The sequence below is a fragment of the Bradyrhizobium sp. ma5 genome, assembly GCF_042258955.1.
Taxonomy (GTDB): domain Bacteria; phylum Pseudomonadota; class Alphaproteobacteria; order Rhizobiales; family Xanthobacteraceae; genus Bradyrhizobium.
This window is the reverse complement of record NZ_CP170156.1, coordinates 8,489,369-8,515,334: the sequence shown is the minus strand read 5'-3', so window position 1 is coordinate 8,515,334 and position 25,966 is coordinate 8,489,369. Positions and strand designations below refer to the sequence as shown.

General features: G+C 65.0%; 29 protein-coding genes. 17 read left to right on the top strand and 12 right to left on the bottom strand.

Annotation, left to right across the window (positions count from 1 at the left end):
- The first annotated feature begins 54 nt into the window (after positions 1 to 54).
- From ACE103_RS40275 to ACE103_RS40265, 3 genes are all read left to right on the top strand, one after another.
- Positions 55 to 336 carry a patatin-like phospholipase family protein gene (locus ACE103_RS40275; RefSeq protein WP_375777478.1) on the top strand — a complete coding sequence of 94 codons (282 nt, stop codon included), beginning with the start codon at positions 55 to 57 and terminating at the stop codon, positions 334 to 336.
- The gene (locus ACE103_RS40270; RefSeq protein WP_375777477.1) at positions 278 to 904 is read left to right on the top strand and encodes a patatin-like phospholipase family protein; all 627 of its coding nucleotides are present in this window, start codon (positions 278 to 280) and stop codon (positions 902 to 904) included. Before ACE103_RS40275 ends, ACE103_RS40270 begins: the two co-directional genes overlap by 59 nt.
- Before the next feature lie 491 nt (positions 905 to 1,395).
- Positions 1,396 to 3,021, top strand: a complete 1,626-nt coding sequence (locus tag ACE103_RS40265; RefSeq protein ID WP_223972326.1) for an FMN-binding glutamate synthase family protein — start codon at positions 1,396 to 1,398, stop codon at positions 3,019 to 3,021.
- A 10-nt stretch (positions 3,022 to 3,031) separates the two neighbouring features.
- Here ACE103_RS40265 and ACE103_RS40260 read toward each other — a convergent pair whose 3' ends face one another.
- The 6 genes from ACE103_RS40260 to ACE103_RS40235 form a co-directional block, all read right to left on the bottom strand.
- Complete coding sequence (locus ACE103_RS40260) at positions 3,032 to 4,501, bottom strand: FAD-dependent monooxygenase (protein WP_375777476.1); 1,470 nt, start codon at positions 4,499 to 4,501, stop codon at positions 3,032 to 3,034.
- A 284-nt stretch (positions 4,502 to 4,785) separates the two neighbouring features.
- Positions 4,786 to 6,780, bottom strand: a complete 1,995-nt coding sequence (locus ACE103_RS40255; protein ID WP_375777475.1) for a carbohydrate porin — start codon at positions 6,778 to 6,780, stop codon at positions 4,786 to 4,788.
- Between the two features lie 307 nt (positions 6,781 to 7,087).
- Positions 7,088 to 7,327: a hypothetical protein gene (locus ACE103_RS40250; RefSeq protein WP_375777474.1), complete on the bottom strand. Its 240-nt coding sequence runs from the start codon at positions 7,325 to 7,327 to the stop codon at positions 7,088 to 7,090.
- Complete coding sequence (locus ACE103_RS40245) at positions 7,324 to 9,009, bottom strand: NRAMP family divalent metal transporter (protein ID WP_375777473.1); 1,686 nt, start codon at positions 9,007 to 9,009, stop codon at positions 7,324 to 7,326. The genes ACE103_RS40250 and ACE103_RS40245 overlap by 4 nt, the downstream gene beginning before the upstream one ends.
- Positions 9,010 to 9,012: 3 nt before the next feature.
- Positions 9,013 to 9,315: a hypothetical protein gene (locus tag ACE103_RS40240; RefSeq protein ID WP_375777472.1), complete on the bottom strand. Its 303-nt coding sequence runs from the start codon at positions 9,313 to 9,315 to the stop codon at positions 9,013 to 9,015.
- Positions 9,316 to 9,501: 186 nt separating this feature from the next.
- On the bottom strand, positions 9,502 to 9,795 hold the full coding sequence (locus ACE103_RS40235) for a hypothetical protein (protein WP_375777471.1): 294 nt from the start codon (positions 9,793 to 9,795) through the stop codon (positions 9,502 to 9,504).
- Between the two features lie 337 nt (positions 9,796 to 10,132).
- On the opposite strand from ACE103_RS40235, the gene ACE103_RS40230 reads away from it, so the two are divergent.
- Positions 10,133 to 10,402 carry a metal-sensing transcriptional repressor gene (locus ACE103_RS40230; protein ID WP_050403822.1) on the top strand — a complete coding sequence of 90 codons (270 nt, stop codon included), beginning with the start codon at positions 10,133 to 10,135 and terminating at the stop codon, positions 10,400 to 10,402.
- A 133-nt stretch (positions 10,403 to 10,535) separates the two neighbouring features.
- Here ACE103_RS40230 and ACE103_RS40225 read toward each other — a convergent pair whose 3' ends face one another.
- Both ACE103_RS40225 and ACE103_RS40220 read right to left on the bottom strand, forming a co-directional pair.
- On the bottom strand, positions 10,536 to 10,799 hold the full coding sequence (locus tag ACE103_RS40225) for a hypothetical protein (RefSeq protein ID WP_375777470.1): 264 nt from the start codon (positions 10,797 to 10,799) through the stop codon (positions 10,536 to 10,538).
- 146 nt (positions 10,800 to 10,945) lie between these two features.
- Entirely contained in the window at positions 10,946 to 11,752 is an 807-nt protein-coding gene (locus ACE103_RS40220) for a creatininase family protein (protein WP_375777469.1), read from the bottom strand.
- Positions 11,753 to 11,897: 145 nt separating this feature from the next.
- Between ACE103_RS40220 and ACE103_RS40215 the strand changes: the two genes are divergently transcribed.
- The 11 genes from ACE103_RS40215 to ACE103_RS40165 all read left to right on the top strand — a co-directional run bounded on the left by ACE103_RS40215 (position 11,898) and on the right by ACE103_RS40165 (position 21,171).
- On the top strand, positions 11,898 to 12,935 hold the full coding sequence (locus ACE103_RS40215) for an ABC transporter substrate-binding protein (RefSeq protein ID WP_375777468.1): 1,038 nt from the start codon (positions 11,898 to 11,900) through the stop codon (positions 12,933 to 12,935).
- 15 nt (positions 12,936 to 12,950) lie between these two features.
- Positions 12,951 to 13,754 (top strand): ABC transporter ATP-binding protein, encoded by an 804-nt coding sequence (locus tag ACE103_RS40210; RefSeq protein WP_375777467.1) that lies wholly within the window; start codon positions 12,951 to 12,953, stop codon positions 13,752 to 13,754.
- Positions 13,751 to 14,539: an ABC transporter permease gene (locus ACE103_RS40205; RefSeq protein ID WP_375777466.1), complete on the top strand. Its 789-nt coding sequence runs from the start codon at positions 13,751 to 13,753 to the stop codon at positions 14,537 to 14,539. Before ACE103_RS40210 ends, ACE103_RS40205 begins: the two co-directional genes overlap by 4 nt.
- Positions 14,539 to 15,522, top strand: a complete 984-nt coding sequence (locus tag ACE103_RS40200; RefSeq protein WP_223972352.1) for a 2-hydroxyacid dehydrogenase — start codon at positions 14,539 to 14,541, stop codon at positions 15,520 to 15,522. Before ACE103_RS40205 ends, ACE103_RS40200 begins: the two co-directional genes overlap by 1 nt.
- The gene (locus ACE103_RS40195) at positions 15,522 to 16,217 is read left to right on the top strand and encodes an AprI/Inh family metalloprotease inhibitor (RefSeq protein WP_375777465.1); all 696 of its coding nucleotides are present in this window, start codon (positions 15,522 to 15,524) and stop codon (positions 16,215 to 16,217) included. The genes ACE103_RS40200 and ACE103_RS40195 overlap by 1 nt, the downstream gene beginning before the upstream one ends.
- A 269-nt stretch (positions 16,218 to 16,486) precedes the next feature.
- Complete coding sequence (locus ACE103_RS40190; RefSeq protein ID WP_223972363.1) at positions 16,487 to 16,858, top strand: YciI family protein; 372 nt, start codon at positions 16,487 to 16,489, stop codon at positions 16,856 to 16,858.
- A 19-nt stretch (positions 16,859 to 16,877) separates the two neighbouring features.
- Complete coding sequence (locus ACE103_RS40185; RefSeq protein WP_028341793.1) at positions 16,878 to 17,228, top strand: YciI family protein; 351 nt, start codon at positions 16,878 to 16,880, stop codon at positions 17,226 to 17,228.
- 31 nt (positions 17,229 to 17,259) lie between these two features.
- Positions 17,260 to 18,543, top strand: coding sequence for an RNA polymerase sigma factor (locus tag ACE103_RS40180; RefSeq protein WP_375777464.1), 1,284 nt, complete (start codon positions 17,260 to 17,262; stop codon positions 18,541 to 18,543).
- A 68-nt stretch (positions 18,544 to 18,611) separates the two neighbouring features.
- Complete coding sequence (locus tag ACE103_RS40175) at positions 18,612 to 18,989, top strand: hypothetical protein (RefSeq protein WP_375777463.1); 378 nt, start codon at positions 18,612 to 18,614, stop codon at positions 18,987 to 18,989.
- 122 nt (positions 18,990 to 19,111) lie between these two features.
- The gene (locus ACE103_RS40170; RefSeq protein WP_375777462.1) at positions 19,112 to 20,140 is read left to right on the top strand and encodes a putative zinc-binding metallopeptidase; all 1,029 of its coding nucleotides are present in this window, start codon (positions 19,112 to 19,114) and stop codon (positions 20,138 to 20,140) included.
- Positions 20,137 to 21,171, top strand: coding sequence for an ATP-grasp domain-containing protein (locus ACE103_RS40165; protein WP_375777461.1), 1,035 nt, complete (start codon positions 20,137 to 20,139; stop codon positions 21,169 to 21,171). The genes ACE103_RS40170 and ACE103_RS40165 overlap by 4 nt, the downstream gene beginning before the upstream one ends.
- A 9-nt stretch (positions 21,172 to 21,180) precedes the next feature.
- Here the strand turns inward: ACE103_RS40165 and ACE103_RS40160 are convergent, their stop codons facing one another.
- Together ACE103_RS40160 and ACE103_RS40155 are read right to left on the bottom strand one after the other, a co-directional pair.
- Positions 21,181 to 21,453 (bottom strand): hypothetical protein, encoded by a 273-nt coding sequence (locus ACE103_RS40160; protein WP_375777460.1) that lies wholly within the window; start codon positions 21,451 to 21,453, stop codon positions 21,181 to 21,183.
- A gap of 363 nt (positions 21,454 to 21,816) precedes the next feature.
- Positions 21,817 to 22,443: a Crp/Fnr family transcriptional regulator gene (locus ACE103_RS40155; RefSeq protein WP_375777459.1), complete on the bottom strand. Its 627-nt coding sequence runs from the start codon at positions 22,441 to 22,443 to the stop codon at positions 21,817 to 21,819.
- Positions 22,444 to 22,545: 102 nt separating this feature from the next.
- On the opposite strand from ACE103_RS40155, the gene ACE103_RS40150 reads away from it, so the two are divergent.
- A complete protein-coding gene (locus ACE103_RS40150) occupies positions 22,546 to 24,099 on the top strand; it encodes a serine hydrolase domain-containing protein (protein WP_375777458.1) in 1,554 nt (517 codons plus the stop codon).
- 362 nt (positions 24,100 to 24,461) lie between these two features.
- On the opposite strand, the gene ACE103_RS40145 is transcribed toward ACE103_RS40150, so the two are convergent.
- The gene (locus ACE103_RS40145; protein ID WP_375777457.1) at positions 24,462 to 24,638 is read right to left on the bottom strand and encodes a hypothetical protein; all 177 of its coding nucleotides are present in this window, start codon (positions 24,636 to 24,638) and stop codon (positions 24,462 to 24,464) included.
- Between the two features lie 383 nt (positions 24,639 to 25,021).
- Here ACE103_RS40145 and ACE103_RS40140 point away from each other — a divergent pair, with 383 nt between their 5' ends.
- Positions 25,022 to 25,153, top strand: coding sequence for a hypothetical protein (locus ACE103_RS40140; RefSeq protein ID WP_375777456.1), 132 nt, complete (start codon positions 25,022 to 25,024; stop codon positions 25,151 to 25,153).
- A 57-nt stretch (positions 25,154 to 25,210) separates the two neighbouring features.
- Here ACE103_RS40140 and ACE103_RS40135 read toward each other — a convergent pair whose 3' ends face one another.
- A complete protein-coding gene (locus tag ACE103_RS40135; RefSeq protein WP_375777455.1) occupies positions 25,211 to 25,966 on the bottom strand; it encodes a GntR family transcriptional regulator in 756 nt (251 codons plus the stop codon).

The following is a 25,966-nucleotide window of genomic DNA, read 5'->3' as shown; positions in this document are numbered from 1 at the left end:
CCCCCAACGCCGCGCAGCCGTTTCCCGAACGCGGCGCCCCCAGGGAGCCGCACCTTGTCCATCACCGATCCGGATGCCCCGAAGACCGCCTTTGTGTTCGCCGGCGGCGGCAGCTTTGGCGCGGTCCAGGTCGGCATGCTGCAGGCGCTGGCCGCGCATGGCGTCGCCGCCGACATGGTGGTCGGCTCCAGCGTCGGCGCCTTGAACGGCGCGTTCTATGCCGGCGACCCAACGGTCTCGGGCGTGGCGCGGCCTGAACCGGCAGGACGTGTTTCCGGTGAGCTGGCGGACGCTGGTGGGCTTCCTGTGGCGGCGCGACTTCCTGATCCCGCATGACGGTGTCCGCAGGCTGATCGAGGATTACATCCCGTTCCGCAATCTCGAGGACGCGCGGCTTCCGATCCACATCGTCACGACCGACATCATCAGCGGCGACAGCGTGGTGCTGTCGGAAGGCTCCGCGGCCGAGGCGATCGTTGCGTCGACCGCGATCCCCGGTGCGTTTACGCCGGTGCACTACCGCAATCGCTACCTCGCCGACGGCGCGATCTCCAGCAACACGCCGGTCCGCGTCGCCGTGAAGCATGGGGCAAAGCGCCTGATCGTGCTGCCGACCGGGCATGCCTGCGCCAACCAGGCGCCGCCGGTCGGCGCGCTCGCCAATGCGCTGCATGCGCTGACGCTGCTGATCGCGCGGCAGCTCGTCAACGAGCTCGAGAATATCGGCCCCGACGTCGAGTATTTCGTGGTGCCGCCGCTGTGCCCGCTGGTCGGCTCGCCCTATGATTTCTCCCGGACGTCAGATCACATCGCCCGCGCCCTCGACACCACCAATGCATGGCTCGCCAGCGACGGCCTGAAGGCGGGGCACATCCCCCACGAATTGCAGCCGCACGACCATTGATGCCGGACGGGGCTCTTCCCTGTGAGGCTACATCCTCGTCCACAACTGTCATCGCCCGGCCTGTGCGCAATTGCGCACAGGGACCGGGCGATCCAGTACGCCGCGGCTCCTCGAATCAAGCACGGACGTCTCTGGAATACTGGATCACCCGCATGCACGGGTGATGACACCACGAGGGGCGTCCGCACGATTTCGGAATAATGGAAGAATGCCGGTGAGTTGCCCGACGTGTCCAGTTGCCCAGTCGAACGCCGGCAGCCGCCGGCTACTGTGCATGGGGTTGTTTTCGATATTTTGACAGGGCGCGCCTCGCTCCGCTGCGTTGCACTGCAAAAGGCGATTTCGTTTCAATTTGCCTGGCAGCCGTACCCGCCCATCCGGGCGGTTGTCACATCTGTGACTGCTCGGCCGTATAACCGTAGTGCACTTGTTCCGCGAGTTGGATTAGGCTCACCGCCGACAGGGTATTCAAGGCAGACCGGAGAGATTTGATGGATACGATGCTGCTTCCGTTCTCGCCGCGCTTCATCGTGCTGACGATCTGCGCCGTCGTCACCGCACTGCTGCTGCTGGTCGGGATTTTCGACCACAAGGTCTTCAAGATCGTTGTGATCCCGCTGGCGATCTTCGGCGCGCTGACATTGCTCGGCATCCGCGACCTGACGCAGAAGAACCATGCGGTGCTGCGCAACTACCCGATTTCGGCGCATATGCGCTTCCTGCTCGAGGAAATCCGCCCGGAAATGCGGCAGTATTTCTTCGAGAGCGAGAAGGACGGCATGCCGTTCTCCCGCGACACCCGCGCGTTGGTCTATCAGCGCGCCAAGATGGTGCTCGACAAGCGGCCGTTCGGCACCCAGGAGGACGTCTACCGCGAGGGCTACGAGTGGATGCATCATTCGGTGGCGCCGAAGCCGCGCGCCGAGGAGAAATTCCGCATCACGATCGGCGGTCCCGACTGCACCAGGCCGTATTCGGCCTCGGTCTTCAACATCTCGGCGATGAGCTTCGGCGCGCTCAGCCCGAACGCGGTGCGGGCGCTCAATGCGGGCGCCAAGAAGGGCGGCTTCGCCCACGACACCGGCGAGGGCGGCGTCAGCCCCTATCACCGCGAGATGGGCGGCGACATCATCTGGGAGATCGGCTCCGGCTATTTCGGCTGCCGCAACCGCGACGGCACCTTCAATCCGGAGCTGTTCGCAAGCGTCGCGGGCGACGACCAGATCAAGATGGTCGAGCTCAAGATCAGCCAGGGCGCCAAGCCCGGCCATGGCGGCGTGCTGCCGGCCGCGAAGGTCTCCGAGGAGATTTCCAAGATCCGGGGCGTGCCGATGGGCGAGGACTGCATCTCGCCGGCCTATCACAGGGCGTTCTCGACGCCGCTGCAGATGATGGAATTCGTGGCGCAGATGCGCAAGCTGTCCGGCGGCAAGCCAGCCGGCTTCAAGATGTGCATCGGCCATCCCTGGGAATTCCTGGCGATCTGCAAGGCGATGAAGGAGAGCGGGCTCTATCCCGACTTCATCGTGGTCGACGGCAATGAAGGCGGCACCGGCGCTGCGCCGCTCGAGTTCATGGATCATCTCGGCATGCCGATGCGCGAGGGCGTCAATTTCGTCCACAACGCGCTGATCGGCATCGGCGCCCGCGATCGCATCAAGATCGGCGCCGCCGGCAAGATCGCGACCGCCTTCGACATGGCGCGCGCGATGGCGATCGGCGCCGACTGGTGCAATTCGGCGCGCGGCTTCATGTTCGCGCTCGGCTGCATCCAGTCCCTGAGCTGCCACACCGATCGCTGCCCGACCGGCGTCACCTCGCAGGACCCGATCCGCAACCGCGCGCTGTACGTGCCCGGCAAGATCGACCGCGTCTACAACTACCACCACGCGACCCTGCACGCGCTGACCGAGCTGCTCGCGGCCGCCGGCCTCGAGCACACCCAGGACCTGCGCCCGATCCACTTCTCGCAGCGGTCTTCGACCACCGACGTCCGCACCTTCGCGCAGCTCTATCCGACGCTGCGCCCGGGCGAACTGCTCGAAGGCACCCAGGATCCCCGCTTCCGCGAAGCCTGGGCAATGGCGCGCGCGGATTCGTTCCAGCCGGCGGGGTAGGGGCGCCGAGCTACGCCGGCGGGCCGAACCATTTGGTCAGCGCCTCGGCGAGGCCCGACTGATCCCGGTCTCCTCCGACCCACGCCACGTAGCCGTCGGGCCGGACCAGCACTGCGCCGGGCGCCGCAACCGTTCCGAGCGCGGGAAGCTCCCACGTGCCGGCATAATCGGCATCGACCAGCCGAACCCTATCTCTCCATCCCGCGATGTCGATGCTGCCGGGCTCGTCAAAATTGAGCAGCACCGGCCGCGCACCGTGCAGCAACGCGAAGACCCGCAGCGGGCCGTTGGTCGTCACCAGATCGAGATCGGGCATGCGGCGTCCGAGCAGCGGATGGCCACAGCCGAGATCGTAATGCAGGTCGAGGCCCGACATCATCGCGGCGAATTTTCGGCGCGGCTCGTCCATGCGCAGCAATTCGGAGACGATTTCGTGCAGCGCCTTGCTGCGTGCATCGGTTCGGCTGAGCGCAACATGCGCCATGGTGTTGCGCAGCACGCGGGCCGCCACGGGATGGCGTTCGGCCTGATAGCAGTCGAGCAGGCTGTCCGGCGATGTCTGCTTGACCACCTGGGCGAGCTTCCAACCCAGGTTCACCGCGTCCTGCACGCCGATATTGAGGCCCTGTCCGCCCATCGGCGGGTGCACATGGGCGGCATCGCCGGCCAGCAGCACGCGCTGCTTGCGGTAGGTCACGGCCTGACGGGTCATGTCGGTGAAGCGTGATATCCAGACCGGACTGTGGATGCCGAAATCGGTGCCGTAGACCGCGACGAGCCGCTCGCTGACGTCGCCCAGGGTCGGCTCCCTGTCAGTGCCGAGTTGCGGCTCGGTCAGCACGAGCCGCACCCGTTCACCGTCTTCCACCTTGCCGATGGCATAGATGCCGGCGTCGTCGTGGCGAAAGCCCCATTCCGGTTCGCCTGACATCTCGGCCTCGGCGATCAGCCAGCTCCTGGTCGGATCCCATCCGGCGAATTCGATGCCCGCCGCCTTGCGGACGATGCTGCGGCCGCCGTCGCAGCCGACGAGATACTGCGCCCGGAGCCATTGGCCATCCGACAGCGCGACATCGACGCCATCGTCGTCCTGCGTGAAGCCGGTCACCTCGCGCCCGCGCTCGATCGGCACCGCCAGTTCGTCGGCCCATTCGCCGAGCACGCGCTCGATATGGTTCTGCCGCAGCCCCAGCGTGAAGTTGCGCCGGGTCGGGAAGTCGCTGATCCCAAGCGGAACCAGATGCGAATGGAACAGCACCGCCGGATGGCGCGTGCCCAGTGCAACAAAGCGGTCGCCGATGCCGCGCTGGTCGAACACCTCGATGGTGCGTGCGTGCAGGCCGCCCGCTCGCGCGCCGATCAGGTCCGGACTCTCGCGCCGCTCGACAATCGCAACATCGACGCCGGCCAGCGCCTGCTCGCACGCCAGCATCAGCCCGGTCGGCCCTCCGCCGGCAATCACCACAGCATGTTCCCGCATCCCGCACTCCTCCGTTCGATTGGGCGCGCGTTCTACGGGATGACCCCGGGCTTGCGGCAAGCCCGGGGGGTCTACATATATCTAAGTGGGAGAGGGCGTTTTGCTGCTCGAACCAATCCAGCTCACATAGCGAAGAACTGCGCGACAAATTCAATGTCGTCCCGGCGAAGGCCGGGACCCATAACCACAGGATGTTGTGTTTTGCCTCGCTGTGGCCCCAGCCTGCCATAACCACAGACAGCGGTGGCTATGGGTCCCGGCCTTCGCCGGGACGACGTTGGGACTCAAAACTCGCCGTGGATGCGGCCGGAGAAGATGTGCACCGGGCCGCGATCGGCGTTGTAGGCGGGGTTGGTGATGAACTGATAGTCCGCGGTCAGCGTCAGGCTCTTGTTCACCTGGTAGGCGTAGTAGGTCTCGAATATCCGCTCCGGACTGTAGTTCAGCGCGCCGTCGCCGATCAGAAGGCCGAGGCCGCCGGCGGCGAGGTAGTCGCGATGCGCCGATGACAGTCCGTTGATCGCGCCGCCGATTCCGATCGTGTCGTTCGCCCGGCCCCAAGTGCTGCCCTTGATCGACACGCCGCCGGAAACGCTGCGGTCGACATCGGTGAACGACAGGATCTCGTTCCGGCCGTCGTTCCAGCTGAGGCGGCCGAACAGGCCGACATCGGTCGCGATCTGCTGCTCGCCGTTCAAATAGAAGCCGTACTTGGTGTTGTCCTTGCGGATACCGGCCATCACGTCGTTGATGTCGAGCCCGGGGTTGGCGTCCTCAATCGCGAGCGCCTGGCGATAATTACCGGTGTTGCCGCGGTTGCCGAATACGCCGACGCGCAGCTTGCCGGGTTGATCGAAGATCGAATAGCGGCCTTCGAATTCCACCACCGCGCCGCCATTGTTGGCGTTGAAGATCAGCACGTCGCTGTTCGGTGCATTGGGCACCTGGAACACACCGGCGCGCACCGCCCAGTCCTTGCGGTTGAGCTCGACCACGGCGCCGCGGGTGTAACCGGGCAGATCGGCCGGGAAGTCGTAGGCGGCGGAGGCCCACATCGCCCAGTTCATGAAGTCGGCGCGCGGATCCTTGGCGTAGGAATTGCCGTCGAAGAAATCGCCCACCGCAAAGCGCCCGACCACGATCGTGAGGCGGTCGATGTCGCGCTTGCCCGCGATCTGGTTGGGGCCGTCGGGGACGTCCTCCTGCTCGCCGCCGAAGCCGAAGGTCTGCTTGAAGTAATAGCGCTGCGGCCGGATTTTCGGGAACTCGGCGCCGGCCTTCTGCGCTTCGCCGTTCGAGAAGCCGGCCAGACCGAGCGTGCCGTTGAGGCCAAAGCCCTGCGCCGTTTCCGGATTGAAATAGAGCTCGCCGCCTTCCCAGAGTCGCACGCCGAGAAACGCCGTCGTGGTCCAGGTCTGTTGCACCTGTCCCGGGCCCGGAAGGCTGTTGGTGCCGGTATAGGGCGCGCGGAACGACGGATAGCCCTGACCGAGCAGCGTCGTCTGTCCGTGCACGCTCCAGTCGCTCGATTCCGGCAGCGCGGTGCGCGTCGGCGTCGCCGACCAGGGTGAGTCGCCGAGCTGGTAGTTCAAGCCGAACTTCAGCAGGTGGATGCGCGGGTCGATGCTGACGCCGGGCATGCCGAAATCGTTGAGACCGAGCGTGCGCCGCGACAGGTCGATGTAGTCGTATTCGACCTTGGCCGTCCAATTGCCGCTCACCGCGAATTCGGCGCCGGCGCCGACGGTCCAGCCGGTCTGGTATTGGCCGGGCTGCGAGATCACGGTGCCGCCGGCATCATTGACCCTAACCTCGGTGTGTCCCCAGGCGAAGCCGCCGGTCACATAGGGCATCCAGGTGCCGAGGCTGTAGCCGGCGCGGCCGCGCAGCGTGCCGACATAGTCGATCGACGAGTTGAAGGGCCCGAGCACGCGCCGCGGCAGGTCGGTCGGGCCGGTGAAGGTCGCATCGGCCTCGACGCCGAGCACGAAGCGGTTGGCGAATTCCTTGTTGTATCCGGCCTGGAAGCCGCCGATCCCGCCGGTGATCGTGGGCGGAAAGAACACGCCCTGTTCCAGGATTGGGTTGGTGCCCGGTCCCAGCGTGCCGTCGCCATAGCCGACATGGGCACCGACGTAGAAGCCGGTCCAGCTGTAGACCGCCTTGGCGGCAGGAGACTTGAGGGGCAGATCGGCCGCGGACGCCGACGTGCCGAATGCCGCTGCGCCGAGCGCTGCGCCGGCGGCGATCCGAACCCGGAAGAGGCGGACGCAGGTCATGACGCGGCTTTCCGCGAATGGTTGGCGGTTTCGCCCGGCATTACAGATTTGGCGGCCACTTGCCACCCGAGATTTGAAGTCATCGCCCGCCGTCCCCGGTCCGATCCGCATCGTCCCATCCAAAGCCAGATCAGCACCTAGCATCCGCTGTCGCCTGTTGCAAGTAATTCGCAATAGCAGCTGAGGTGCGCCGGGTACCTCTTCGATTTGCACGCCACTATGACAGTCGCGTAACGCCACGAGGCCGCGAGCCTGATCGGCTGCGATCGACCGCACATCTGTGGCAAATCGGTCGAGAGCCGACCGTTCAATCGAGGCCATCATTGTCTTCGTCCCTTGTCTTGATGAATGCCGGTTGCGATGGCCGGCCGAGCACGACCCTCGCGCCGGCCCGTTCGACGCATCGCGCTATCGACAGCGCTGTCCGCAGATCGGCGCCTGAAATCACACGTCGCTGATAGAGCGCGGTCGCGCCGCGCAGGACGGCGCCCGCCATCCTGAACAACACGATCGCGCCCCATCGTCGGCCGCGGCCGAGTGCCGTCACGCTCCCACCGTGGCGAGCTGGACGATCCGCAGCAGCACCAGGCCGGCAGCGACGACGAGGTAGCCGCGCAGCACCAGCATCCAGATCCGGCTCAGCGGGCTGAGCCGCGCCGGTGGCAGCCGGTCGAGCGGCGGCATCCGCCAGGTGTCACGGTCGAACAGCGGCGGCTTGTGCTTGAAGCGGGAGGACGCGCGACCGTGCGACAGCATCTCGTACAGCTTGACCGCCGCGGTGACTGCGAGCGCAAGCAGGCTGCCGCCGACCAGGATGCCGATGATCCACGCCTCGCCGAGATCGGGGAACAGCACCGCGGCAGTCAGGATCACCGACAGCATTACGAGGCCTGCGACCACGGTGCCGGTGAACAGGTTCAGCCTGACGGAATTGACCCACGGCCCGAGGATGTGCCGGTCGTTGCAGAGCAAGAGCAGGAACACGGTCGCGCTCGGTAGCAGCACGCCGGCCAGCGTCTGCACCGCGTTGGTGAGCAGTCCGAGCGGCGTGCCCGGCGTCAGCACCAGCACGGCGGCGAGCACGATCAGCCCGCAATAGACGCCGTAGAAGCCTTTCGCGTCCCACGGCTTGCGGTGCAGCGAGTGCTTGACCGCGAACACGTCGCCGATCGCATAGGCCGTCGAGAGGGAGACCGCGGCCGCGCCGATGATGCAGGCATCCAGCAGTGCGAGGGCAAACAGCACCGCCGGCAGCCGGCCGGCATATTTCTCGAGCCCGACCGCGGTGCCCAGCGCGTCGGTGTAATTACCGAATTCGGGCTTGCCGGCGAACACCTCGGCGCAGAACGAGATCATCGCCACGGCGCCGACCACGACCAGCACGATGCCGATGCACAAATCCATACGCTCATAGCGGATGAAGCGCGGCGTGATCCGCTTGTCGACGATGTAGCTCTGCTGGAAGAACAACTGCCACGGCGCCACCGTGGTGCCGACGATGGCGACGATCAAAAGCATCACCTCGCTGAGCTTGGCGCCCTCGGGCATCTTCGGCACGAAGAAATCGGCCGCGATCTGCCCGACCGGCGGATGCACCATCAGGATCACGGGCACCAACAGAAGGCTGCCTGCGACCAGCACGATGCCGAAGCGTTCGAAGCGGCGGAAGTCGCCGGTCGAGACCGCCAGCATCACGATAACAGCCGAGGCCAGCACGCCCCAGAACTGCGAGACGCCGAGAAAATGCAGCGCGAAGGTGATGCCGATGAATTCGGTGACGATGGTCAGCGCGTTCAGCACCAGCAAGTCGATGACGCTGAAGGCGCCCCAGAACTTGCCGAAGCGCTCGAAGATCAGCCGCGCATGGCCGACGCCGGTCACGGCGCCGAGCCGCACCACCATCTCCTGGTTGACGTAGAGCACGGGAATTAAAAGCAGCAGCGTCCACAGTAGCGTGGTGCCGTAGTTCTGCCCCGCCTGGGTATAGGTGCCGAACGCGCCGGCATCGTTGTCGCCGACCATCACGATCAGGCCGGGGCCGACGATCGCCAGCAGCGTCTTCAGCCGGGCGAGCCATGTCGCGCGCGGCGCGGTGTCACCTTCGGCGATGCTTCCAAGCGCGCCATGGATGTCACCGAGATGCGCGCGGTCGAGCACCGCGGTGCGGACGGAGCTGGCGGTGGCCTCACGATCGGAGGCGTGCACGTTCAAGTCATTGACGACGGTCATGACTCATTCCTTCTCATTTGCGTGTTTGGTAGTTTTGGGAGTTGGAAAGCGGATGATGTTGCCGGCTTCAGGCACTGGGATGGAGTCTGAAGCCGGCCCGCGCCGCGGTGGCGCGCGGCCGGTGTCCAGCATCAGCGCGATGCCGAACGCGGCGACGTGGCGCACGAGGCCGGCGCTCTCGTTGATGAGACCGACGATGCTCCGCATCACCGGAACGAGCTGGTCGTTGGCCGGTGCGGGATGCCTGACGGCACCGGCAACGGTCGGCCGACGGGCTTGCCCGAAAATGTCATTTGTCTTGCTCATCGTCGTCTCCCCGCTGCCTGTTGGGCACGGCGGGAGGGACGCGGAGCAGCTCTATGCGCGCGCGCAGCCTCCGCTGCCGTGAGCAGCGGCTATTCCAAAATTGATGTCGTTCCCCGGAGGCAGTCCCGTTGCCGCGCCGCGATGGCGCGCAACGGGACGACTAGGTCCTTCGTCCATGTCGGTCCTTCAGGCGCTTGCGGTGATCTTTGCTGCGGAATGCGCAGGTGTTGCGCGCGGGCCGGAGTACCGGTCCGCGCGCCGCTTTCGATCGAGATCATTCGCTGATGATTCGAGAGTGGTTTCGACGATCCACCGGCACTCCAGGCGGCCGTCGATCAGGATCCAATGACAGGTCGGGGTTGGACGCCGGCGATCCGCCGGGCGGCGAAAACCCGGCTGGTTGTCATTGGAATAGGTGGCCGCCCGCGGCGGAATCTGCCGCGGCTCGAACGGTCGGAATTTTGCGAGCTTTTCGAACATCGCTCACCTCCACTTCCGCTGTCGCGCGGCAGGCCGGTGAGGAGCAGGCGGTTACGTGAGGCGTGACCACCCATCCACGCAGGCGAAATCTGCGCGATCAGTCTTGCTATGTTGCGGCGTCAACAGTCCCGTTGCCGGTCTACTGTCGCCTGAGTTGCTACTGCCCATGTGCCTTCTGTGTTGGCTCGTGGTCGGGTTGATGTCCGGGATCAGATCCCGGTGCGGAACGCATGTTCCGGCAATCGGGCACTACGCCTGCCACAATGGCCTGTCAAGCCGATTCTGCTATCCTCCGGGGAGGATCATGATTATCCTCCAGGGAGGATAGGAGAACCGAATGTCAGACGACCATCCGCACGCAGCGATTGCCCGGCGCCTGAAGCGCGCCAACGGCCATCTCGAGACCATCGTCGAGATGATCGAGCAGGGCCGGCCCTGTGCGCAGATCGCCCAGCAATTGCAGGCGGTGGAGAGCGCGATCGAGAGCGCCAAGAAGGCGCTGATTCACGATCACATCGGCCACAGCCTGGAGGAGACGCTGAAGGCATCGGGTCCGAAGGGCCGCAACGTGCTGCGCGACTTCCGGCTGATCGCGAAATATCTGTGATCCGAGCCGGCATGTCGCGAGCTCGCAACGGTTGACCCGCCCGGGGGGATGACCGGACGGGTCGTGCGCGACACGGGGTGGATGAGGACCCGTGCCGAACGCAGGATCCGCAGCCTGAGAAAAAACCTGTCGATCAGTAGCAGGAGCGCACGCGGCCGATGTAGTTGCCGTAGGCGTCGAACTGGCGCACCCAGGCGCAGCGGCGATAGCCGCTGTCGTAATAGCCGTCACTGGCCGCGATCGCGCTGCCGACGATGGCGGCGCCGACGAGGCCCGCGCCGACGCCCCAGCCCCAGCCATACGGCTTGGCATTGGCCTGCGACGTGGTGGACGCGATGGTGCCGGTCACGGCGAGTGCGGTGAGGGCGAGGGCGGCAAACTTGGTCTTGATCGACATGGGATACTCCATCCTGTTGGGCGCGGTCCGGTTTGTTCCGCATGCCCGTTGGACGGAGGCTTTTCGGTTCCGGTTCGAAGGCCGTGCCGGAAATATGGTTTCGTGAATTGTTTCGTCGGCCTCTGCCAAGACGAAGGAATTCCCGGTCAGTTGCCCCCGAAGACGCCCGGATCGAACCGGTCGACGTCGGCGAGCAGCTCGCAGAACGCGCGTGCACCGTGCTCGATCAGCTGCTCGCCCTTCTCGGCCGAGGCCTTGGTCGCATCGCCGATCGCGCCGCTCGGATTGAGGTCCTGCGCCTGCCAGGCGAACGGCGCCGGCCGCTGGGTCGACAGGAAGCGGTGGTCCTTCTCGAACTGCACGCTCGCGGGCTTGAAGTCCGCGATCGCATCCTTGCGCACGGCTTGCGGATATTTGGCCAGCATGATCGAGGTCTCGACCGCACCGCCGTGGATGCCGTGGCGCAATTCGTCAGAATCGAACAGCCCGTCCGGCGTGCCGAAGCGTGACCAGCTCGTGGTCACCACCAGCATCTTGTGTTGCGCGCGCAGGTCCTGCGCCACGAGCTGCATCGCGGCGGAATTGCCGCCATGGCTCGTCACCATCACGAGCTTCCTGACGCCGGCGCGCGCCACGCTCTCGCCGAGCGCCATCCAGCTGTTCAGCGCCACCTTGGTCGGTAGGGTCAGCGTGCCCGGAAAATCGATGTGCTCGGTGGAGATGCCGACCGGCTGCAGGGGCAGGAACGTCGCCGGGATCGCCGCCGGCAGCAGTTCCTGAACCCGTGCCAGATACGCCTCGCCGATCATGACGTCGGTTCCGAGCGGCAGATGCGGCCCGTGCTGCTCGGTCGCGGCCAGCGGCAGCACCGCGATCCAGCGCGCGGCCGCGTCCTTGGCGAGGTCGGGCCAGTGGATGGCGGTCCAGTCACGGGGCGGAAGCTGAGAAGTCATCAAGCCGGTCGTTTCAATACAAGCGTTTCATGGGATGGATTTGCAGGCTAGTTTGTTTAACATCGATGAGGCGTTCGCGTCTCCGGGCGCGGTGCGCGTCTTCCCGCCTTCCATCATGGGCCATAATGATCGACGGAGTCCAACCATGATCCCGGCCTTTTTGCCGCGAGCGTTAACTACAGCCGTTCTGGCCGCGACCCTCGGCGTTTCCGCGGGCCTCCTCCCGGCGCGGGCGCAGGACAAGACTTTGGACAAGGTCTCGTTCGGCACCAATTGGGTCGCCGAGGGCGAGCATGGCGGGTTCTTCCAGGCGCTTGCCGACGGCACCTACAAGAAATACGGCCTCGACGTCACAATCGTGCCCGGCGGTCCCAACGAGAACAACCGCATGCTCCTGATCGCGGGCAAGCTCGACTTCTTCATGAGCGCGAACTCGCTGCAGACCTTCGACGCCGTGACCAACAATGTGCCGCTGGTCGCCGTCGCCGCGATGTTCCAGAAGGACCCGCAGGTCTTCCTGACCCATCCCGAGATCAAGGTCAGCAAGATCGAGGATCTGAAACCGCTGACACTTTTGATCTCGAAGGAAGGCATCACCAGCTACTTCCAGTGGCTGAAGTCCGAATACGGCTTCGACGAGAACAAGGTGAAGCCCTACACCTTCAATCCGCAGCCCTTCATCGTGAACAAGCAGACCGCGATGCAGGGCTATGTCACCTCGGAGCCCTTTGCGGTGGAGAAAGCCGCCGGCTTCAAGCCGAACGTGCTGCTGATTGCCGATTACGGCTTCAACTCCTACTCGACCCTGATCGAGACCCGCCGCGACCTCGTCGACAAGAAGCCGGATCTCGTGCAGCGCTTCGTCGATGCTTCTGTAGTCGGCTGGTACACTTACGTCTACGGCGACAACTCGGCCGGCAATGCGATGATCAAGAAGCTCAACCCTGATATGAACGACGAGCTGCTGGCCTATTGCGTCGCCAAGATGCGCGAGCACGGCATCGTCGATTCCGGCGATTCCATCAAGAACGGCATCGGCGCCATGACCGACGAGCGGATGGCGAGCTTCTTCGACAAGATGGTGCGCGCCGGCGTGGTCAAGGGCACGATCGACTATCGCCAGGGCTACACGCTGCGCTTCGTCAACAAGGCGGTCGGCGTCGAGCTCCGGCCGAAGAACTGAGGGTGCGGACGCGCGATGGCGGAGCCTGCGTTGTCTGGACCTGATGCCGCTTGGGCGGTGCGCCTGCGCGGCGTCACCAAGATCTATGACAGCGGGGTGACGGCGCTCGGGCCGCTCGACCTCGATGTCGTCAGCGGCGAGTTCGTCTCGCTACTCGGACCCTCCGGCTGCGGCAAGTCTACCGCGCTGCGCCTCATTGCCGGTCTCGCCGCCCCGAGCGCCGGCACGGTCGAGCTCGCCCATCACGGCGCCGAGCGGCGCGGCAGCCACAGAGTAGGCTTCGTATTTCAGGAGCCGACGCTGATGCCGTGGGCCAATGTGCGCGACAACGTCCGCCTGCCGCTCAAGCTCGCGCGCGCGGCGGCGACTGACGCCGATGCACGCATCGAGGCGGCGCTCGATCAGGTCGGGCTGGCGGACTTCGCGGCCGCCTATCCGCGCGAACTCTCCGGCGGCATGAAGATGCGGGTATCGCTGGCGCGCGCGCTGGTCACCGATCCCGATATCCTGCTGATGGACGAGCCGTTCGCGGCACTCGACGAGATCACGCGCTTTCGCCTCAACAACGACCTGCTGTCGCTGTGGCGCAACCTGCACAAGACCGTCATCTTCGTGACGCACTCGGTGTTCGAGTCGGTCTATCTCTCGCAGCGCGTGATCGTGATGACGGCGCGCCCGGGCCGGATCGGCGCCGAGTTTCGCATCACCTCGTCGGAGCCGCGTGGTGAAGAGTTCCGCACCTCGGCCGAATATGCCGCGTTCTGCCGCGAGGTCTCGGGTGCGCTGGCGCCGTCCTATGCAGGGCAGGCAGGCGCATGAAGTCTCCGCAGGACCTCGTCCGCTTTCTGCTGCCGCTCGCGGTGTTTGCCGCGGGCCTCGTGCTCTGGGAAGCGATCGTCCGCGCCTACGGCATCCAGCCCTATGTGCTGCCGAGCCCGCTTTTGGTGCTGAAAACGCTGGTCTCAGACTGGCCGGTGCTGTCGCAATCGCTCGGCGTCACGCTGCTGACCACGCTCGAAGGCTTCATCGCCGCCGCGGTCGGCGGCGTCGTGCTGGCGCTGCTGTTCAACCAGTCGAAATGGCTGGAATATTCGCTGTTCCCCTATGCGGTGGTGCTGCAGGTCACGCCGGTGATCGCGATCGCGCCGCTGCTCCTGATCTATCTGCAACAGCAGACCGCGGTGATCGTCTGCGCCTGGATCGTGGCGTTCTTTCCGGTGCTGTCGAACACGACGCTCGGCCTCAGTTCGGTCGATCGCAACCTCGCCGGATTGTTTCAACTTTATGGCGCCTCGCGGCTGCAGACGCTGCTGTTCCTGAAGTTGCCCGCGGCGCTGCCCTATATTCTCGGCGGCCTGCGCATCGCCGGCGGGCTGTCGCTGATCGGCGCCGTGGTCGCGGAGATCGCGGCGGGCAGCGCCGGCGCCGGCTCGGGCCTTGCCTTCCGGATCGCTGAATCAGGCTACCGGCTGAATATTCCCCGCATGTTTGCAGCACTTCTGCTGCTATCGCTGGCCGGGATTGTCATCTATGGGGTGCTGGCGCTAGTTTCGCACCTTCTGTTGCGGCGTTGGCATGAAAGCGCGTTAGGAAAGGACAATTGATGGCCCCGATTTCTTCCGAAAAGATCGATCTGTTGGTTTATGGACCGATCCGGCCAATCCTCGAAAACGGCTTTTCCGATCAATACGTGCTGCACCGGGCCGAGAGCCGCGGCGATCTCGAGCGGCTGACGCCCGATACCATGGCCAAGATCCGCGGCATCGCCGTCACCTATCACACGATGGCGACCGACAAGACCGCGATGGCGATGTTTCCCAAGCTCGAGATCGTCGGCAGCTTCGGCGTCGGCTACGACCACGTCGATTCCCATTATGCCCGCGATCACAATATTGTGGTCACCAACACGCCCGACGTGCTGACCGAAGAGGTTGCCGACGTCGCGATGGGGCTGCTGATCGCGACGCTGCGCGAATTCGTCAAGGCCGATCGCTATGTGCGCTCCGGCCTGTGGCAGACCCAGAATTATCCGCTCAGCGTCGGCTCGTTGCGCGATCGCAAGATCGGCATCGTCGGCATGGGCCGGATCGGCCAGGCGATCGGGCGGCGGCTCGAGGCCTCGCGCGTGCCGGTGTCGTATCACTCGCGCAATCCGTCCAAGGACGTCGCCTACAAGCACTATCCCGATCTGATCGAGATGGCGAAGGCGGTCGACACCCTGATCGTCATCGTGCCGGGCGGCGCTTCGACCGCGAAGATGATCAATGCCGATGTGCTGAAGGCGCTCGGCCCGCGCGGCGTGCTGATCAATGTCGCGCGCGGCTCCGTGGTCGACGAGCCGGCACTGGTCGCGGCGCTGAAATCCGGCACCATCCTCGCCGCCGGCCTCGACGTATTTGCGGCCGAGCCCAATGTGCCGGACGAGTTGAAGGCGATGCAGAACGTCGTGCTGCTGCCGCATATCGGTTCGGCCTCAGTGGTGACGCGCAATGCGATGGACCAGCTCGTGGTCGACAACATCACGAACTGGTTCGCCGGCAAGCCGCCGCTGACGCCGGTTGCGGAAACGCCGGTGAAGGGCCGCTGATGCCGCTGTCCCGCTTCAACCTCGTGCTGCTTGTACTGCTGGCCGCGTACGGTCCGGCTGCCGCGCAGGACGTCTCGACGTTGAAGAAGGACATGATCGGGCAGTGGGAGCTCGCCACCACCGAGCGCAGCAAGACCTGCGTCGTGACGCTGAAGAGCGATGCGACGCCACAAGGCTTTAAGCTCGAGCTCGAGCCGGCCTGCGCCGCCGCGCTGCCCTTCACCAAGGACATCACCGGCTGGAGCATCAAGGGCCTCGGCGACATCGTACGGCTGCACAATGCGGCCGGCGAGGCGGTGATTGATTTCACCGAGGTCGAGACCGGCATCTTCGAGGGCATGCGCACCAACGAGGGCGTCTACATCCTGCAAAACCTCGCAGCGGCGCGCGCGCTCGCCAAGTCGATGGACCAGATGATCGGCGACTGGTCGATGGTCCGCGGTAATGGTCAGGCGATCTGCGCGCTGGTGCTGACCAACACCGACGCCGGCAACGACAATTTCCAGGTGTTCCTGAAGGGCAAATGCGATCCCGCGGTCGCGGCCTTCAACCCGACGCTGTGGCGGCTCGACCATGGCCAGATGGTCCTGATGTCGCCCAAGGGCGAGACCTGGCAGTTCGAGGCCGACGACAACGCCCAATGGCGCCGCGTCCCCGATAGCGCCGACCCGCTGATCATGTTGCGGGAGCAATAGGGCGCTAACCCTCGCTTGCCTCTCCCGCTTGCGGCGGGTGGAGGCTTTCTCCGCGCAAATGCACGGCGTCATTTGCGGCAACACCCCCACCCCGACCCTCCCCCGCAAGCGGGAGAGGGGGTGCACTACCGCTGCGGCCGTAGTTGATGCATTTTCTCCAAAAATAATTGCTTTCCCTTGTCGATCCGACGGCTGCCGGATCGTCGTTCCCCATAGCGAGCCGATTTCACCGCGATAATCCCGTGGCTTGCCGCAAACAGGAGCATTTCATGCGCTTTATGTCGATCGTCACCTCGCCCCAGTCGCCGGCGCAGCCGACCCCGGCGCTGCTGGAGGCCATGCACAAGCTCGCCGACCGCGAGATCAAGGCCGGCCGCATGGTCGATACCGGCGGGCTGATGCCGCTCGCGACCGGCGCGCAGGTCCGCATTGTCGACGGCCATCTCAGCGTCGTCGACGGTCCGTTCGTCGAGGCCAAGGAAGTGATCGGCGGCTACGCGATCTTCGAGCTGGGCAGCAAGGAAGAGGCGGTGGCGCTCGCGGTCGAATTCATGCAGCTCCACAAGGATCACATGCCCGGCTGGCAAGGCACCTGCGAGGTTCGCGCCTTCGCGGGCTTTGCCGGACAGTGTCCCGAGTGAGCCCAGAGGAGGACAGCCGATGCGCTTCATGTATGTCCTGGTGGCGGAGAAGCCGATGCTGCCGAATCCACCTTTGAGGGAGGCGATCGGCAAGCTCGCCGAACGCGAGATCGCGGCCGGCCGCATGCTCGATACCGGCGCGCTGTTGCCGCGCACGGCGGGCGCGGAAGTGAAGATCAAGGATCGCAAGCTCACCGTCACCGACGGTCCCTTCATGGAGGCCAAGGAGGTGGTCGGCGGCTACGCCGTGTTCGAGCTGAAGGACAAGGAGGAGGCCGTGGCGCGCGCCGTCGAGTTCATGCAGCTTCATCTCGACCATATGCCGGATTGGGAACTGTCATGCGAGGTTCGCCCCTTCATGGAGTGCTGACCGTCGCCTCCGTCGCATGCCGGTGGTCGGCGTGACGGAGGACGAGGTCAAGCGCACCATCCTCGGTGTGTGGCGCATCGAGCAGCCGCGGCTGATCACCAGCCTGTCGCGGATGCTGCGCGACGTGCCGCTCGCCGAGGATCTGACCCAGGAAGCGCTGATCGCCGCGCTCGAGCACTGGCCGCTCAGTGGCGTGCCGGAGAAGCCGGGTGCCTGGCTGATGACGACCGCCAAGCGGCGCGCGCTCGATCATATCAGGCGCAACCGCATGCGGACCGAAAAGCACGGCATGCTGGCGCATGATCTGGTGCGGGAGCAGGAGACCATGCCGGATTTCGATGCCGCGCTCGACGACGATATCGGCGACGAATTGCTGCGGCTGATCTTCACCGCCTGCCATCCGCTGCTGTCGCGCGAGGCGCGCGTCGCGCTGGCGCTTCGGATGATCTGCGGCCTCACCACCGAGGAGATCGCGCGCGCCTTCCTGCAGGCGGAGGCGACCATCGCCCAGCGCATCGTGCGCGCCAAGCGCACGCTGTCGGAGTCAGGTCTTGCCTACGAGACGCCGCGCGGCGAGGCGCTGTCGGAGCGGCTAGCCTCCGTGCTCGAGGTCGCCTACCTGATCTTCAACGAGGGCTATACCGCGGCAAGCGGCGACGAATGGCTGCGGCCGCAGCTCTGCAACGAGGCGCTGCGCATCGGCCGCGTGCTGAGCTCGATCGCGCCGCAGGAGCCGGAGGCGCACGGATTGCTGGCGCTGATGGAATTCAACGCTTCGCGGATGGCGGCGCGCACCGACGCGGCCGGCGAACCGATCCTGCTGATGGACCAGAATCGCGCGCTGTGGGATCGCCTACAGATCCGCCGCGGGCGACTGGCGCTGGCGCGCGCCCGCGAGCTCGGCGGCGCCGGCGGCTTCTACGCATTGCAGGCCGCGATCGCCGCCTGCCACGCCGAGGCCGACATGCCTGACGCGACCGACTGGTGCCGCATCGCCGCGCTGTACGGTGATCTCGCCGCGCTGCTGGATTCGCCGGTCATCGAGCTCAACCGCGCGGTCGCGATCGGCATGGCGGAAGGGCCGCTGGCGGCGCTTGCGATCGTCGACGGTCTCGCGGACGAGCCGGCGCTAAAGGCCTATCATCTGCTGCCGAGCGTGCGCGGCGATCTGCTGCACCGGCTGAGCCGCTTCGCGGAGGCGTACACCGCGTTCGAGACCGCCGCCGCATTGGCCGGCAACGCGCGCGAGCGTGAGTTGCTCAAGCGGCGCGCCGCGGTCGCGGCACGCGCCGCGCAGGAGCAGGCCCGCGGCTGAACGGCCTCGCGATCGACGCAAAGCGCCGGCATGTTCGCCGAATCGCAATGCGTCAGGGAACCGCGACCATGACGAAACCGTCCGTGCTGGCGATCGGGCTCGACCCCACCTTCGTCGATCTGTCCGTCATGCCGCAATTCACGCCCGAGCTCGTGCGCAGCTACATCGACGCGCAGATCGAGGGGCTGCGGACGCTTGGCTACGATGTCGAGAGCTGTCTCGTCGACCTCGGCGATACGGCCGAAGCGGTGACGGCGGCGACCCTCAACGCGCGCCGTTACGATTGCGTCGTGATCGGTGCCGGGCTGCGCGAGCCGCCGGAGCGGCTGCTGCTGTTCGAGGCGATCCTCAATCTGGTGCACCGGCTCGCGCCCGGCGCCGCCATCTGCTTCAACACCAACCCGGCCGACACCACTGCTGCCGTGCAGCGCTGGGTCAAGCCTTAGCGCGCGGCGCGGTAGATTGGCACGCGGGCCGAGCCCACCACGAAGGCCCGGCGGTTGTTGCCAGCCCCAACCTATCTATGACAACATTCGAAATTCTGAATTGTCATGGCTTTTGGGACCCTATGCCGCGCCGCAAATTTGCCTGGGAGAAGCTCACGGATGCGCAGTTGCTCGACCAACGCCTCAGCAGTCTGAGGGTTGCGGTCGAAGGCACCTGGCTCGCGGATTGTGTCAGCACGCTCTACGAAGAGCTCGAAGAGCGCGGCATCCGGCTGCGGCCGCATGCATGGATCTCGAGCGAATGGTTCAGCCCGGCCGATGTGCCCGGCATCGCCATTCCGTTCTATCTCGCCCATCCCCGCCTGATGAAGCTCGAGAAGAAGATGATGCTCGACGTCGAGGGCGCATCGTGGTCCGAGTGCATGGCCATTCTCCGCCACGAGGCGGGGCACGCCATCCAGCACGGCTACCAGCTGCAACGCCGCCGGCGCTGGCAGCAGCTGTTCGGTCCGTCGTCGCAACACTATCCGCGCTACTACCGGCCCAATCCGGCCAGCCGAAATTATGTCCAGCATCTCCGGCTGTGGTACGCGCAGAGCCATCCGGACGAGGATTTCGCCGAGACCTTCGCGGTGTGGCTGCGGCCGCGCTCCAACTGGCGGACCCGATATGCCGGCTGGCCGGCGCTGAAGAAGCTCGAATATGTCGACGAGCTGATGGGCGAGATTGCCGGCGAGCGGCCGCTGCTGACGACACGCGAGCGGGTCGATCCGCTGCATACGCTCAAGCAGACGCTGGGCGAACACTACAAGAAGAAGCAGGCGTTCTACGCCTTCACGCCGCCGAAGACCTACGACCGCGATCTGTCGAAGCTGTTCTCCGCCGATCCGCGGCATCACCGGCATCCGCCGGCTGCGTCCTTCATCAGGCGGCACCGCGCTCAGGTCAGGCAGCTGGTCGCGCGGTGGACCGGCGAGAACCAGTTGACGCTCGATGCCGTGCTCGACGACATGATCTCGCGCTGCCGCGAGCTCAATCTGCGTGCCGTCGGTCCCGAGCAGAAGCTGGTGACCAACTTCACCATCCTGCTGACAGCCAAGACCATGCACGCGCTGTTCGGCCCGTCGCGCCGGAAATGGATCGCGCTATGAAACACTTTCGCATTCTGGTGCTGATGCACCCGGACTGTGTGCCGCCGGACTCCAGCGACGGATACTCAGCACGGGAAATCAATGAGTGGAAAACCGAATACGACGTGGTGAGTACCCTGCGTGCGGCCGGCCATGAGGTGCGTCCGCTCGGCGTGCAAGAGGAAATCAAGCCGGTGCGCGATGAGATCGAGGGCTTCAAGCCGCACGTGGTGTTCACGCTGCTGGAGGAGTTTCACTACAACGTCGTGTATGACCAGCATATCGCGAGCTATCTCGAGCTGATGAAGATCCCCTATACCGGGTGCAATCCGCGCGGCCTGATCCTGGCGCGCGGCAAGGATCTGTCCAAGACGCTGGTGCATCACCGCCGCATCCCGGTGCCGGCCTTCGCCGTGTTTCCGATGCGCCGCAAGGTCAAGCGGCCGCCGCGGCTTGCGCTGCCGCTGATCGTCAAGAGCCTGAGCAGCGATGGATCGCTCGGCATTTCGCAGGCGTCGATCGTCGATACCGACGAGAAGCTCGCGGAGCGTGTCGCCTTCATCCATGAACGGATCGGAACGGCCGCGATCGCCGAGCAGTTCATCGAGGGACGCGAGCTCTATGTCGGCGTGATCGGCAACAACAGGCTGCGGGTCCTGCCGGTTTGGGAATTGAAGTTTGGCAGCATGGGCGGCCCGGCTGCGCGCCAGATCGCCACCGAAAAGGTCAAGCACGACACCAGCTATCAGGAGCGCATCGGAATTGCGGACGGGCCGGCCGAGGATCTGACGCCCGAACTATCCGCCCATATTCAACGGCTGGCGAAACGCATCTACCGGACCCTGGGGCTCGACGGCTACGCGCGCATCGACTTCCGCCTGTCCACCAATGGCGTTCCGTATTTCATTGAAGCCAATCCCAATCCCGAAATCGCCAAGAGCCAGGAGTTCGCGACAGCCGCGGGGCATGATGGACTGGACTACCCGGTACTGTTGAATCGCATCGTGGCGCTCGGGATCAGCCGCGCCAAGGCCGGCGTATCCCTGGGCTGAACCGAAGCGTTAAAGGCTGCGTTGCATCACGTGGCGTCGTGCGTCCCTGGGGATGAACATCGCAAACGTTTCCCTAACGCGCGCCGCCGGCGTCGCGGTTGCGGCGAGGGTGGCGACGGGGGGAGCCGTGCCACGAAATTCATCTGGTTCCGGCCATCGTCGCGCAAAGATATCGTTTACCGATGCCGGCATGGTGAGCCAGTCGCTGCGGCAGGTATCGTAGACGTACAAACCGGCAAGAAAAATCGATACGACAACAAGGATCGTTCTGAAAATCGGCATTGTGATTGCGCCTTCTTGATTGAGGCGAACAATGCCTGGACACAGTGAACCGCGCGTTTAGCGCTCTGGCCGATCGGCAGATACGGTTCCCAACTCATGAACGGGCTTGCGTAAACGGCTCGCTTACCAATGCCTTCAAGGTTGCGGCAACCAGCTTTCCTCACCGGCGGGAAAGAAGTCTCTGGCATCAAGAGAGCAACAAAAAGACTGAGGAGGCACCATGTTCGTCGCCATTCGAGTCATGATCCTGATCGCCAGTGCGTATGCCGGCTCGGCCGTTGCAGAGATGCAGTTCGCGCCGCTGCCGAGCCTTGCGTCGTCGTCCGCGCCGTAGGCCTGCAAGCGACGCAGTGCCCCCGCGATTTACGCCGGATTGGGCGCTGCCGCGGCAACCCCGATGGCGCGGGCTGCGTTTTCCGTCATCCGGGTCGCCGTCAGCCGCAGGAAATACAGCGACAGTCCTGGATTGCGTTCGCACAGCTTCATCAGTGCGCCGTCGCTGATCGACAGCAAATCCACATCGGTAGCTGCGAGGGCAGTCTGCGTGCGTCGTCGCTCGAGAGAGAACAGTCCGATCTCTCCGAACAACTCGCCCGCCGAGACCCCGCGATCGATCTCGGGAAACCTGACCTCGCCCGATACGACCATGTAGAGCAGGTCGGCGTCATCGCCTTTCCTGAAGATCGTTTCTCCTGCCTTGATATGCTTCGGCCGCATGAACGGTTGCAGCCAGCTCGGAGAAAGGTCCGTCGTTGCGGCGCGCCTGGCCTTGCGAAGCAGCCGAACCATCTGGAACAGCAACACCACGTTGAGCGGCAGCAGAATGATGTGCAGGATGAGCACCGGGTAGATCCGGTCGCCCAATCCATAGCTGATGAATGCCAGATTGCTGAATATCGCGACAGCGCGCAGGCTCAACATCGTGCTCATGCAGAACGTCAGCAACACAAGAGCCGACGCGAGGTAACCCAAGCCATCGATCAGCGTCATGACAGCGCCCCGTCAGAAATGAATTGCAAGAAATGCGCTCTGAAAACGACTGGAAACGTGTACCAGTCCGCTTATTCTCTTGGGCGGAAATGAGGCCATGCCATGCATCTCAGACGACTGGCCGTATCGATCCTGACCGGGTTGCTGCTCGCAGCCTCGGCCTTGTCAGGTGCAGCCCGCGCAGAAGGGGACGCCGATCCGGTGTGGTCGACCCGGCAGTGGCAGAGCTCGACGCCGGAAGAGCAGGGGATGGACTCCGGCGCGCTGGCGCGGCTCGTCAACTTTGGCGCCGCCCACAGTCTCGATAGCCTCCTGATTGCGCGTCATGGCCGGATCGTGCTCGACGCTTACTACGCGCCGTACACGCCGGAGATTCCGCATCTCTTCAATTCCGTCACCAAGGCGGTGACCGGCACGCTGGTCGCGATGCTGCTCAAGGACAAGGTGCTCGACAGCCTGGACCGTCACATGGTGGACTTCTTTGGCGACCGCAGCATCGCCAATCTCGATGACCGCAAGCGGGCGATCACGATCCAGACCATGCTCGACATGACCTCGGGGATGGCCTGGACGGAGGGCGTCGAGGGCGGCAGGCCGGAGTCGCTGATCGAATGGGGGCGCAGCCCCGATGCGATCCAGTTCATCCTGGATCGTCCGATGGCAAAGCCGCCGGGCGAGACGTTCTACTACAACACCGGCAATCCGCAGCTGCTGGCCGCGATCGTCAACAAGCTCACCGGCGTGAGTGCGCGGGACTATGCGGTGACGAAACTGTTTCGCCCGCTGGGGATTGCCGCGCCGTACTGGCACAGCATCGGGCCGGGGCTGACGCAGGGCGGCGGCGGGCTTCTGCTCGCGCCGCGCGACGCCGCCAAGATCGGGCTGCTCTATCTGCATGACGGCGAATGGGAGGGGCAGCGGCTGCTGTCGTCTGGCTGGGTCGATCGCATCAGGCACGCGACGACAGAGATGCACACCTCGTTCGATCCGTCCCTGCACTACGCCAATTTCTTCTGGGTGATGCCGAAGCAGCAGGCCTTCATGGCGGTCGGCGACCGCTGCCAGCTGATCATGATCTTTCCCGCGCTCGACATCGTCACCGTCGTGACCGCGCGCAACTACTGCTCGTTCGGGAGGATGGCCGACGACGTTTCCGGCGCGGTCAAGTCCGACACGGCGCTGCCGGTGAACTCCGCCGGTGGCAATCAGCTTGCCGCGGCGCTGCGAGATAGCGCGACGGAAAAGCCGTCGGCGGTCGGTGCTGCGCCCGAGACCGCGGCGGCCATCTCGGGCAAGACTTGGCGCTTCCCAGCCAACGGCCTCAATCTGCGGGTGCTGACGCTGTATCTGACCGATCCGTCCCCGCGCTATGAGCTGGAAACGACGCCGGATTCGGCGCGGCCGGTGGTGAGATTGGCGGGACCGATCGGGCTCGACGGCACCTATCGTCTCGGCCAGCCGACGCCGCTCGGCGTGATGGCGCTGAAGGGGACGTGGCAGACTGCTGAGACGTTTGCGATCGACCTGCGCCTGGTCGGCGGCGATACCGACCGCAGATGGCTGCTCACGTTCGACGGCGGCAAGGCCAGGCTCAGCGGCAAGGATCGCTTCGGCCAAGATGTGCAGGTCGATGCGGAAGCGCAGGGCGGGCAATAGCGATTCGTCATTTTGAGGTGACGCGCACGGTGCAACGACGGTGAGGTGAGCACGCTCTCAGGCTCCCTCTCCCGCAAGGAGGGAGCCCTTCCGCCGCTGGCTCCCTCACGCGCGCGCGCCACTGAGTGCCCGGCGGCCGAGAGGGCGGAACGAAGAGCAAAGCTCGGACGATTGATGACGCGAGGATGCGAAGCTGCGTCCTCGTTCACAACTGTCATCGCCCGGCTCGACCGGGCGATCCAGTACGCCGCGGCTTCTCGGCTCAAGCACAGGCGTCTCTGGAATACTGGATCACCCGCATGCGCGGGTGATGACGCCGAGTAGCTGTTCGACAGTTGAATCGGAAGCGGGCGGCGGTGCGCCTAGTGGTCGGTCTTCGGCATCTTGGCTGCGAAGTCGAGGCCGAGCCGGAGGGCGCGCTCCTGGCGCTCTTCCGTCAGGAACTGCAGCTCCCGTTCCAGCGACCGCGCGACCTCGTCCTGCGTTTCCTGGGAGTGGCGGCGGGAGCCGCCGTGCGGTTTGGCCGATTGGGCAGTCACGGGAGAACCCTTGTCATCGCGGTGTCACAGGCGCAGGCATGCCACGGCCGGAGTCCGGCGAACAATCAAAAAGAATTCAGCGGGGGGTCTTTGGAATGTTTGTTGTGCAACTGACTCAAATTTGAGCAGGAAATTCTCCGGTCTTGTCGCAAGCGGCCGAGGCCGTTGAGACCTCGGTCTCATCAATTCGGATGAGAGCGGCCGGTTCCGACGAAATCATTTCTGGATTCGCACGAAGACGTCCCGAAACCGACAAGGTCTAACCTTAGTAGCGTTGTGAAGGACGGGTGCCTGATGAGACGCTGACGATTGAGGTCGTGAGATTCACGACCGAGGTTGTAAGGTTCGTCGGTGCACCTGAGACGGTGGGGATGATCTCGGAAATGAAGAAGCCGAATGCTGTGCCATATGTCTGGGCGGCCGCGCTGATCGCGGTCGTGGTCTGGGGCGTGAGCGGAACCCCGCAGATGGCACATACCTCTGCCAGCAGCACGCATCTGGTCCGGGCGCGCTAGCGTTTTTCAGCGAAGCGGCTTCCGGCTCGCATCAAAACAACGCGTCTCGACGAAAGCTTAGAGCTTCGGCCGCAGCGAGCGCTGCATATCCATCGTGTAGGTGTAGCGCCCTTCCGGGTGCGTGGTGATGGTGACCTCGAACAGTTCCTCGCGCAGGCCGTAGTAGCGGCGTACCACGGTGAGCGCCGGGGATCCGGTCTTGACGCCGAGCGCCTTGGCGATCGGCGCCGGCATGGCCCGCACGAAGATTTCCATCTGCGCGCGCTCGGTGACCTGGCCGTACATCTTGGCGATCTGCTCGTGCACCGGGGTGCGGCCGTGGTCGCTGCGGGTCACGACATCGGCGAACCGGCGCAGCACGTAGATCTCGGTCCAGCCGAGCGGTGCTGCGAACTGGTCGGAGCGGCGCACGGCCTCGATCAGGAACCAGCTCTTGCCGGGCTCGCATTTCAGGAGCGCGGCCAGCTTGCGGTCGGCGACGATGTCGCTGCTGCCGACCACGTCGCGGTAGGTTTCGTTGGAATAGCGCAGCCACTCGCCGAGCGACTTGACGCTGTGGGTGAACAGCACCGGCGGCTCGGAGGCGATCACCACCGAACCGAGGCCGGCGCGGCGCACGATCAGGCCCTGGTCGATCAGGATGCGCAGCGCCTCGCGCACGGTCTGGCGGCTCGCCTGATAGCTCGCCATCAACTCGGTTTCGGTCGGCAGCAGATTGCCGACCGCGTAGGTGCCGAGACGGATGTCCTTCTGCAGCCCGGTGGCGATGTCGCGGTAGCGGGACGATCTCGCCCTCTCCGGTTGTTCAGACAT

What these genes read in the sequence shown, in the direction of transcription:
- ACE103_RS40265 (WP_223972326.1), top strand. Translation starts at nt 1,396, where the DNA reads ATGGATACGATGCTGCTTCCGTTCTCGCCGCGCTTCATCGTGCTGACG.
- ACE103_RS40260 (WP_375777476.1), bottom strand. Translation starts at nt 4,501, where the DNA reads ATGCGGGAACATGCTGTGGTGATTGCCGGCGGAGGGCCGACCGGGCTG.
- ACE103_RS40255 (WP_375777475.1), bottom strand. Translation starts at nt 6,780, where the DNA reads ATGACCTGCGTCCGCCTCTTCCGGGTTCGGATCGCCGCCGGCGCAGCG.
- ACE103_RS40245 (WP_375777473.1), bottom strand. Translation starts at nt 9,009, where the DNA reads ATGACCGTCGTCAATGACTTGAACGTGCACGCCTCCGATCGTGAGGCC.
- ACE103_RS40240 (WP_375777472.1), bottom strand. Translation starts at nt 9,315, where the DNA reads ATGAGCAAGACAAATGACATTTTCGGGCAAGCCCGTCGGCCGACCGTT.
- ACE103_RS40235 (WP_375777471.1), bottom strand. Translation starts at nt 9,795, where the DNA reads ATGTTCGAAAAGCTCGCAAAATTCCGACCGTTCGAGCCGCGGCAGATT.
- ACE103_RS40230 (WP_050403822.1), top strand. Translation starts at nt 10,133, where the DNA reads ATGTCAGACGACCATCCGCACGCAGCGATTGCCCGGCGCCTGAAGCGC.
- ACE103_RS40225 (WP_375777470.1), bottom strand. Translation starts at nt 10,799, where the DNA reads ATGTCGATCAAGACCAAGTTTGCCGCCCTCGCCCTCACCGCACTCGCC.
- ACE103_RS40220 (WP_375777469.1), bottom strand. Translation starts at nt 11,752, where the DNA reads ATGACTTCTCAGCTTCCGCCCCGTGACTGGACCGCCATCCACTGGCCC.
- ACE103_RS40215 (WP_375777468.1), top strand. Translation starts at nt 11,898, where the DNA reads ATGATCCCGGCCTTTTTGCCGCGAGCGTTAACTACAGCCGTTCTGGCC.
- ACE103_RS40210 (WP_375777467.1), top strand. Translation starts at nt 12,951, where the DNA reads ATGGCGGAGCCTGCGTTGTCTGGACCTGATGCCGCTTGGGCGGTGCGC.
- ACE103_RS40205 (WP_375777466.1), top strand. Translation starts at nt 13,751, where the DNA reads ATGAAGTCTCCGCAGGACCTCGTCCGCTTTCTGCTGCCGCTCGCGGTG.
- ACE103_RS40200 (WP_223972352.1), top strand. Translation starts at nt 14,539, where the DNA reads ATGGCCCCGATTTCTTCCGAAAAGATCGATCTGTTGGTTTATGGACCG.
- ACE103_RS40195 (WP_375777465.1), top strand. Translation starts at nt 15,522, where the DNA reads ATGCCGCTGTCCCGCTTCAACCTCGTGCTGCTTGTACTGCTGGCCGCG.
- ACE103_RS40190 (WP_223972363.1), top strand. Translation starts at nt 16,487, where the DNA reads ATGCGCTTTATGTCGATCGTCACCTCGCCCCAGTCGCCGGCGCAGCCG.
- ACE103_RS40185 (WP_028341793.1), top strand. Translation starts at nt 16,878, where the DNA reads ATGCGCTTCATGTATGTCCTGGTGGCGGAGAAGCCGATGCTGCCGAAT.
- ACE103_RS40175 (WP_375777463.1), top strand. Translation starts at nt 18,612, where the DNA reads ATGACGAAACCGTCCGTGCTGGCGATCGGGCTCGACCCCACCTTCGTC.
- ACE103_RS40170 (WP_375777462.1), top strand. Translation starts at nt 19,112, where the DNA reads ATGCCGCGCCGCAAATTTGCCTGGGAGAAGCTCACGGATGCGCAGTTG.
- ACE103_RS40165 (WP_375777461.1), top strand. Translation starts at nt 20,137, where the DNA reads ATGAAACACTTTCGCATTCTGGTGCTGATGCACCCGGACTGTGTGCCG.
- ACE103_RS40160 (WP_375777460.1), bottom strand. Translation starts at nt 21,453, where the DNA reads ATGCCGATTTTCAGAACGATCCTTGTTGTCGTATCGATTTTTCTTGCC.
- ACE103_RS40155 (WP_375777459.1), bottom strand. Translation starts at nt 22,443, where the DNA reads ATGACGCTGATCGATGGCTTGGGTTACCTCGCGTCGGCTCTTGTGTTG.
- ACE103_RS40150 (WP_375777458.1), top strand. Translation starts at nt 22,546, where the DNA reads ATGCATCTCAGACGACTGGCCGTATCGATCCTGACCGGGTTGCTGCTC.
- ACE103_RS40140 (WP_375777456.1), top strand. Translation starts at nt 25,022, where the DNA reads ATGAAGAAGCCGAATGCTGTGCCATATGTCTGGGCGGCCGCGCTGATC.
- ACE103_RS40135 (WP_375777455.1), bottom strand. Translation starts at nt 25,966, where the DNA reads ATGTCTGAACAACCGGAGAGGGCGAGATCGTCCCGCTACCGCGACATC.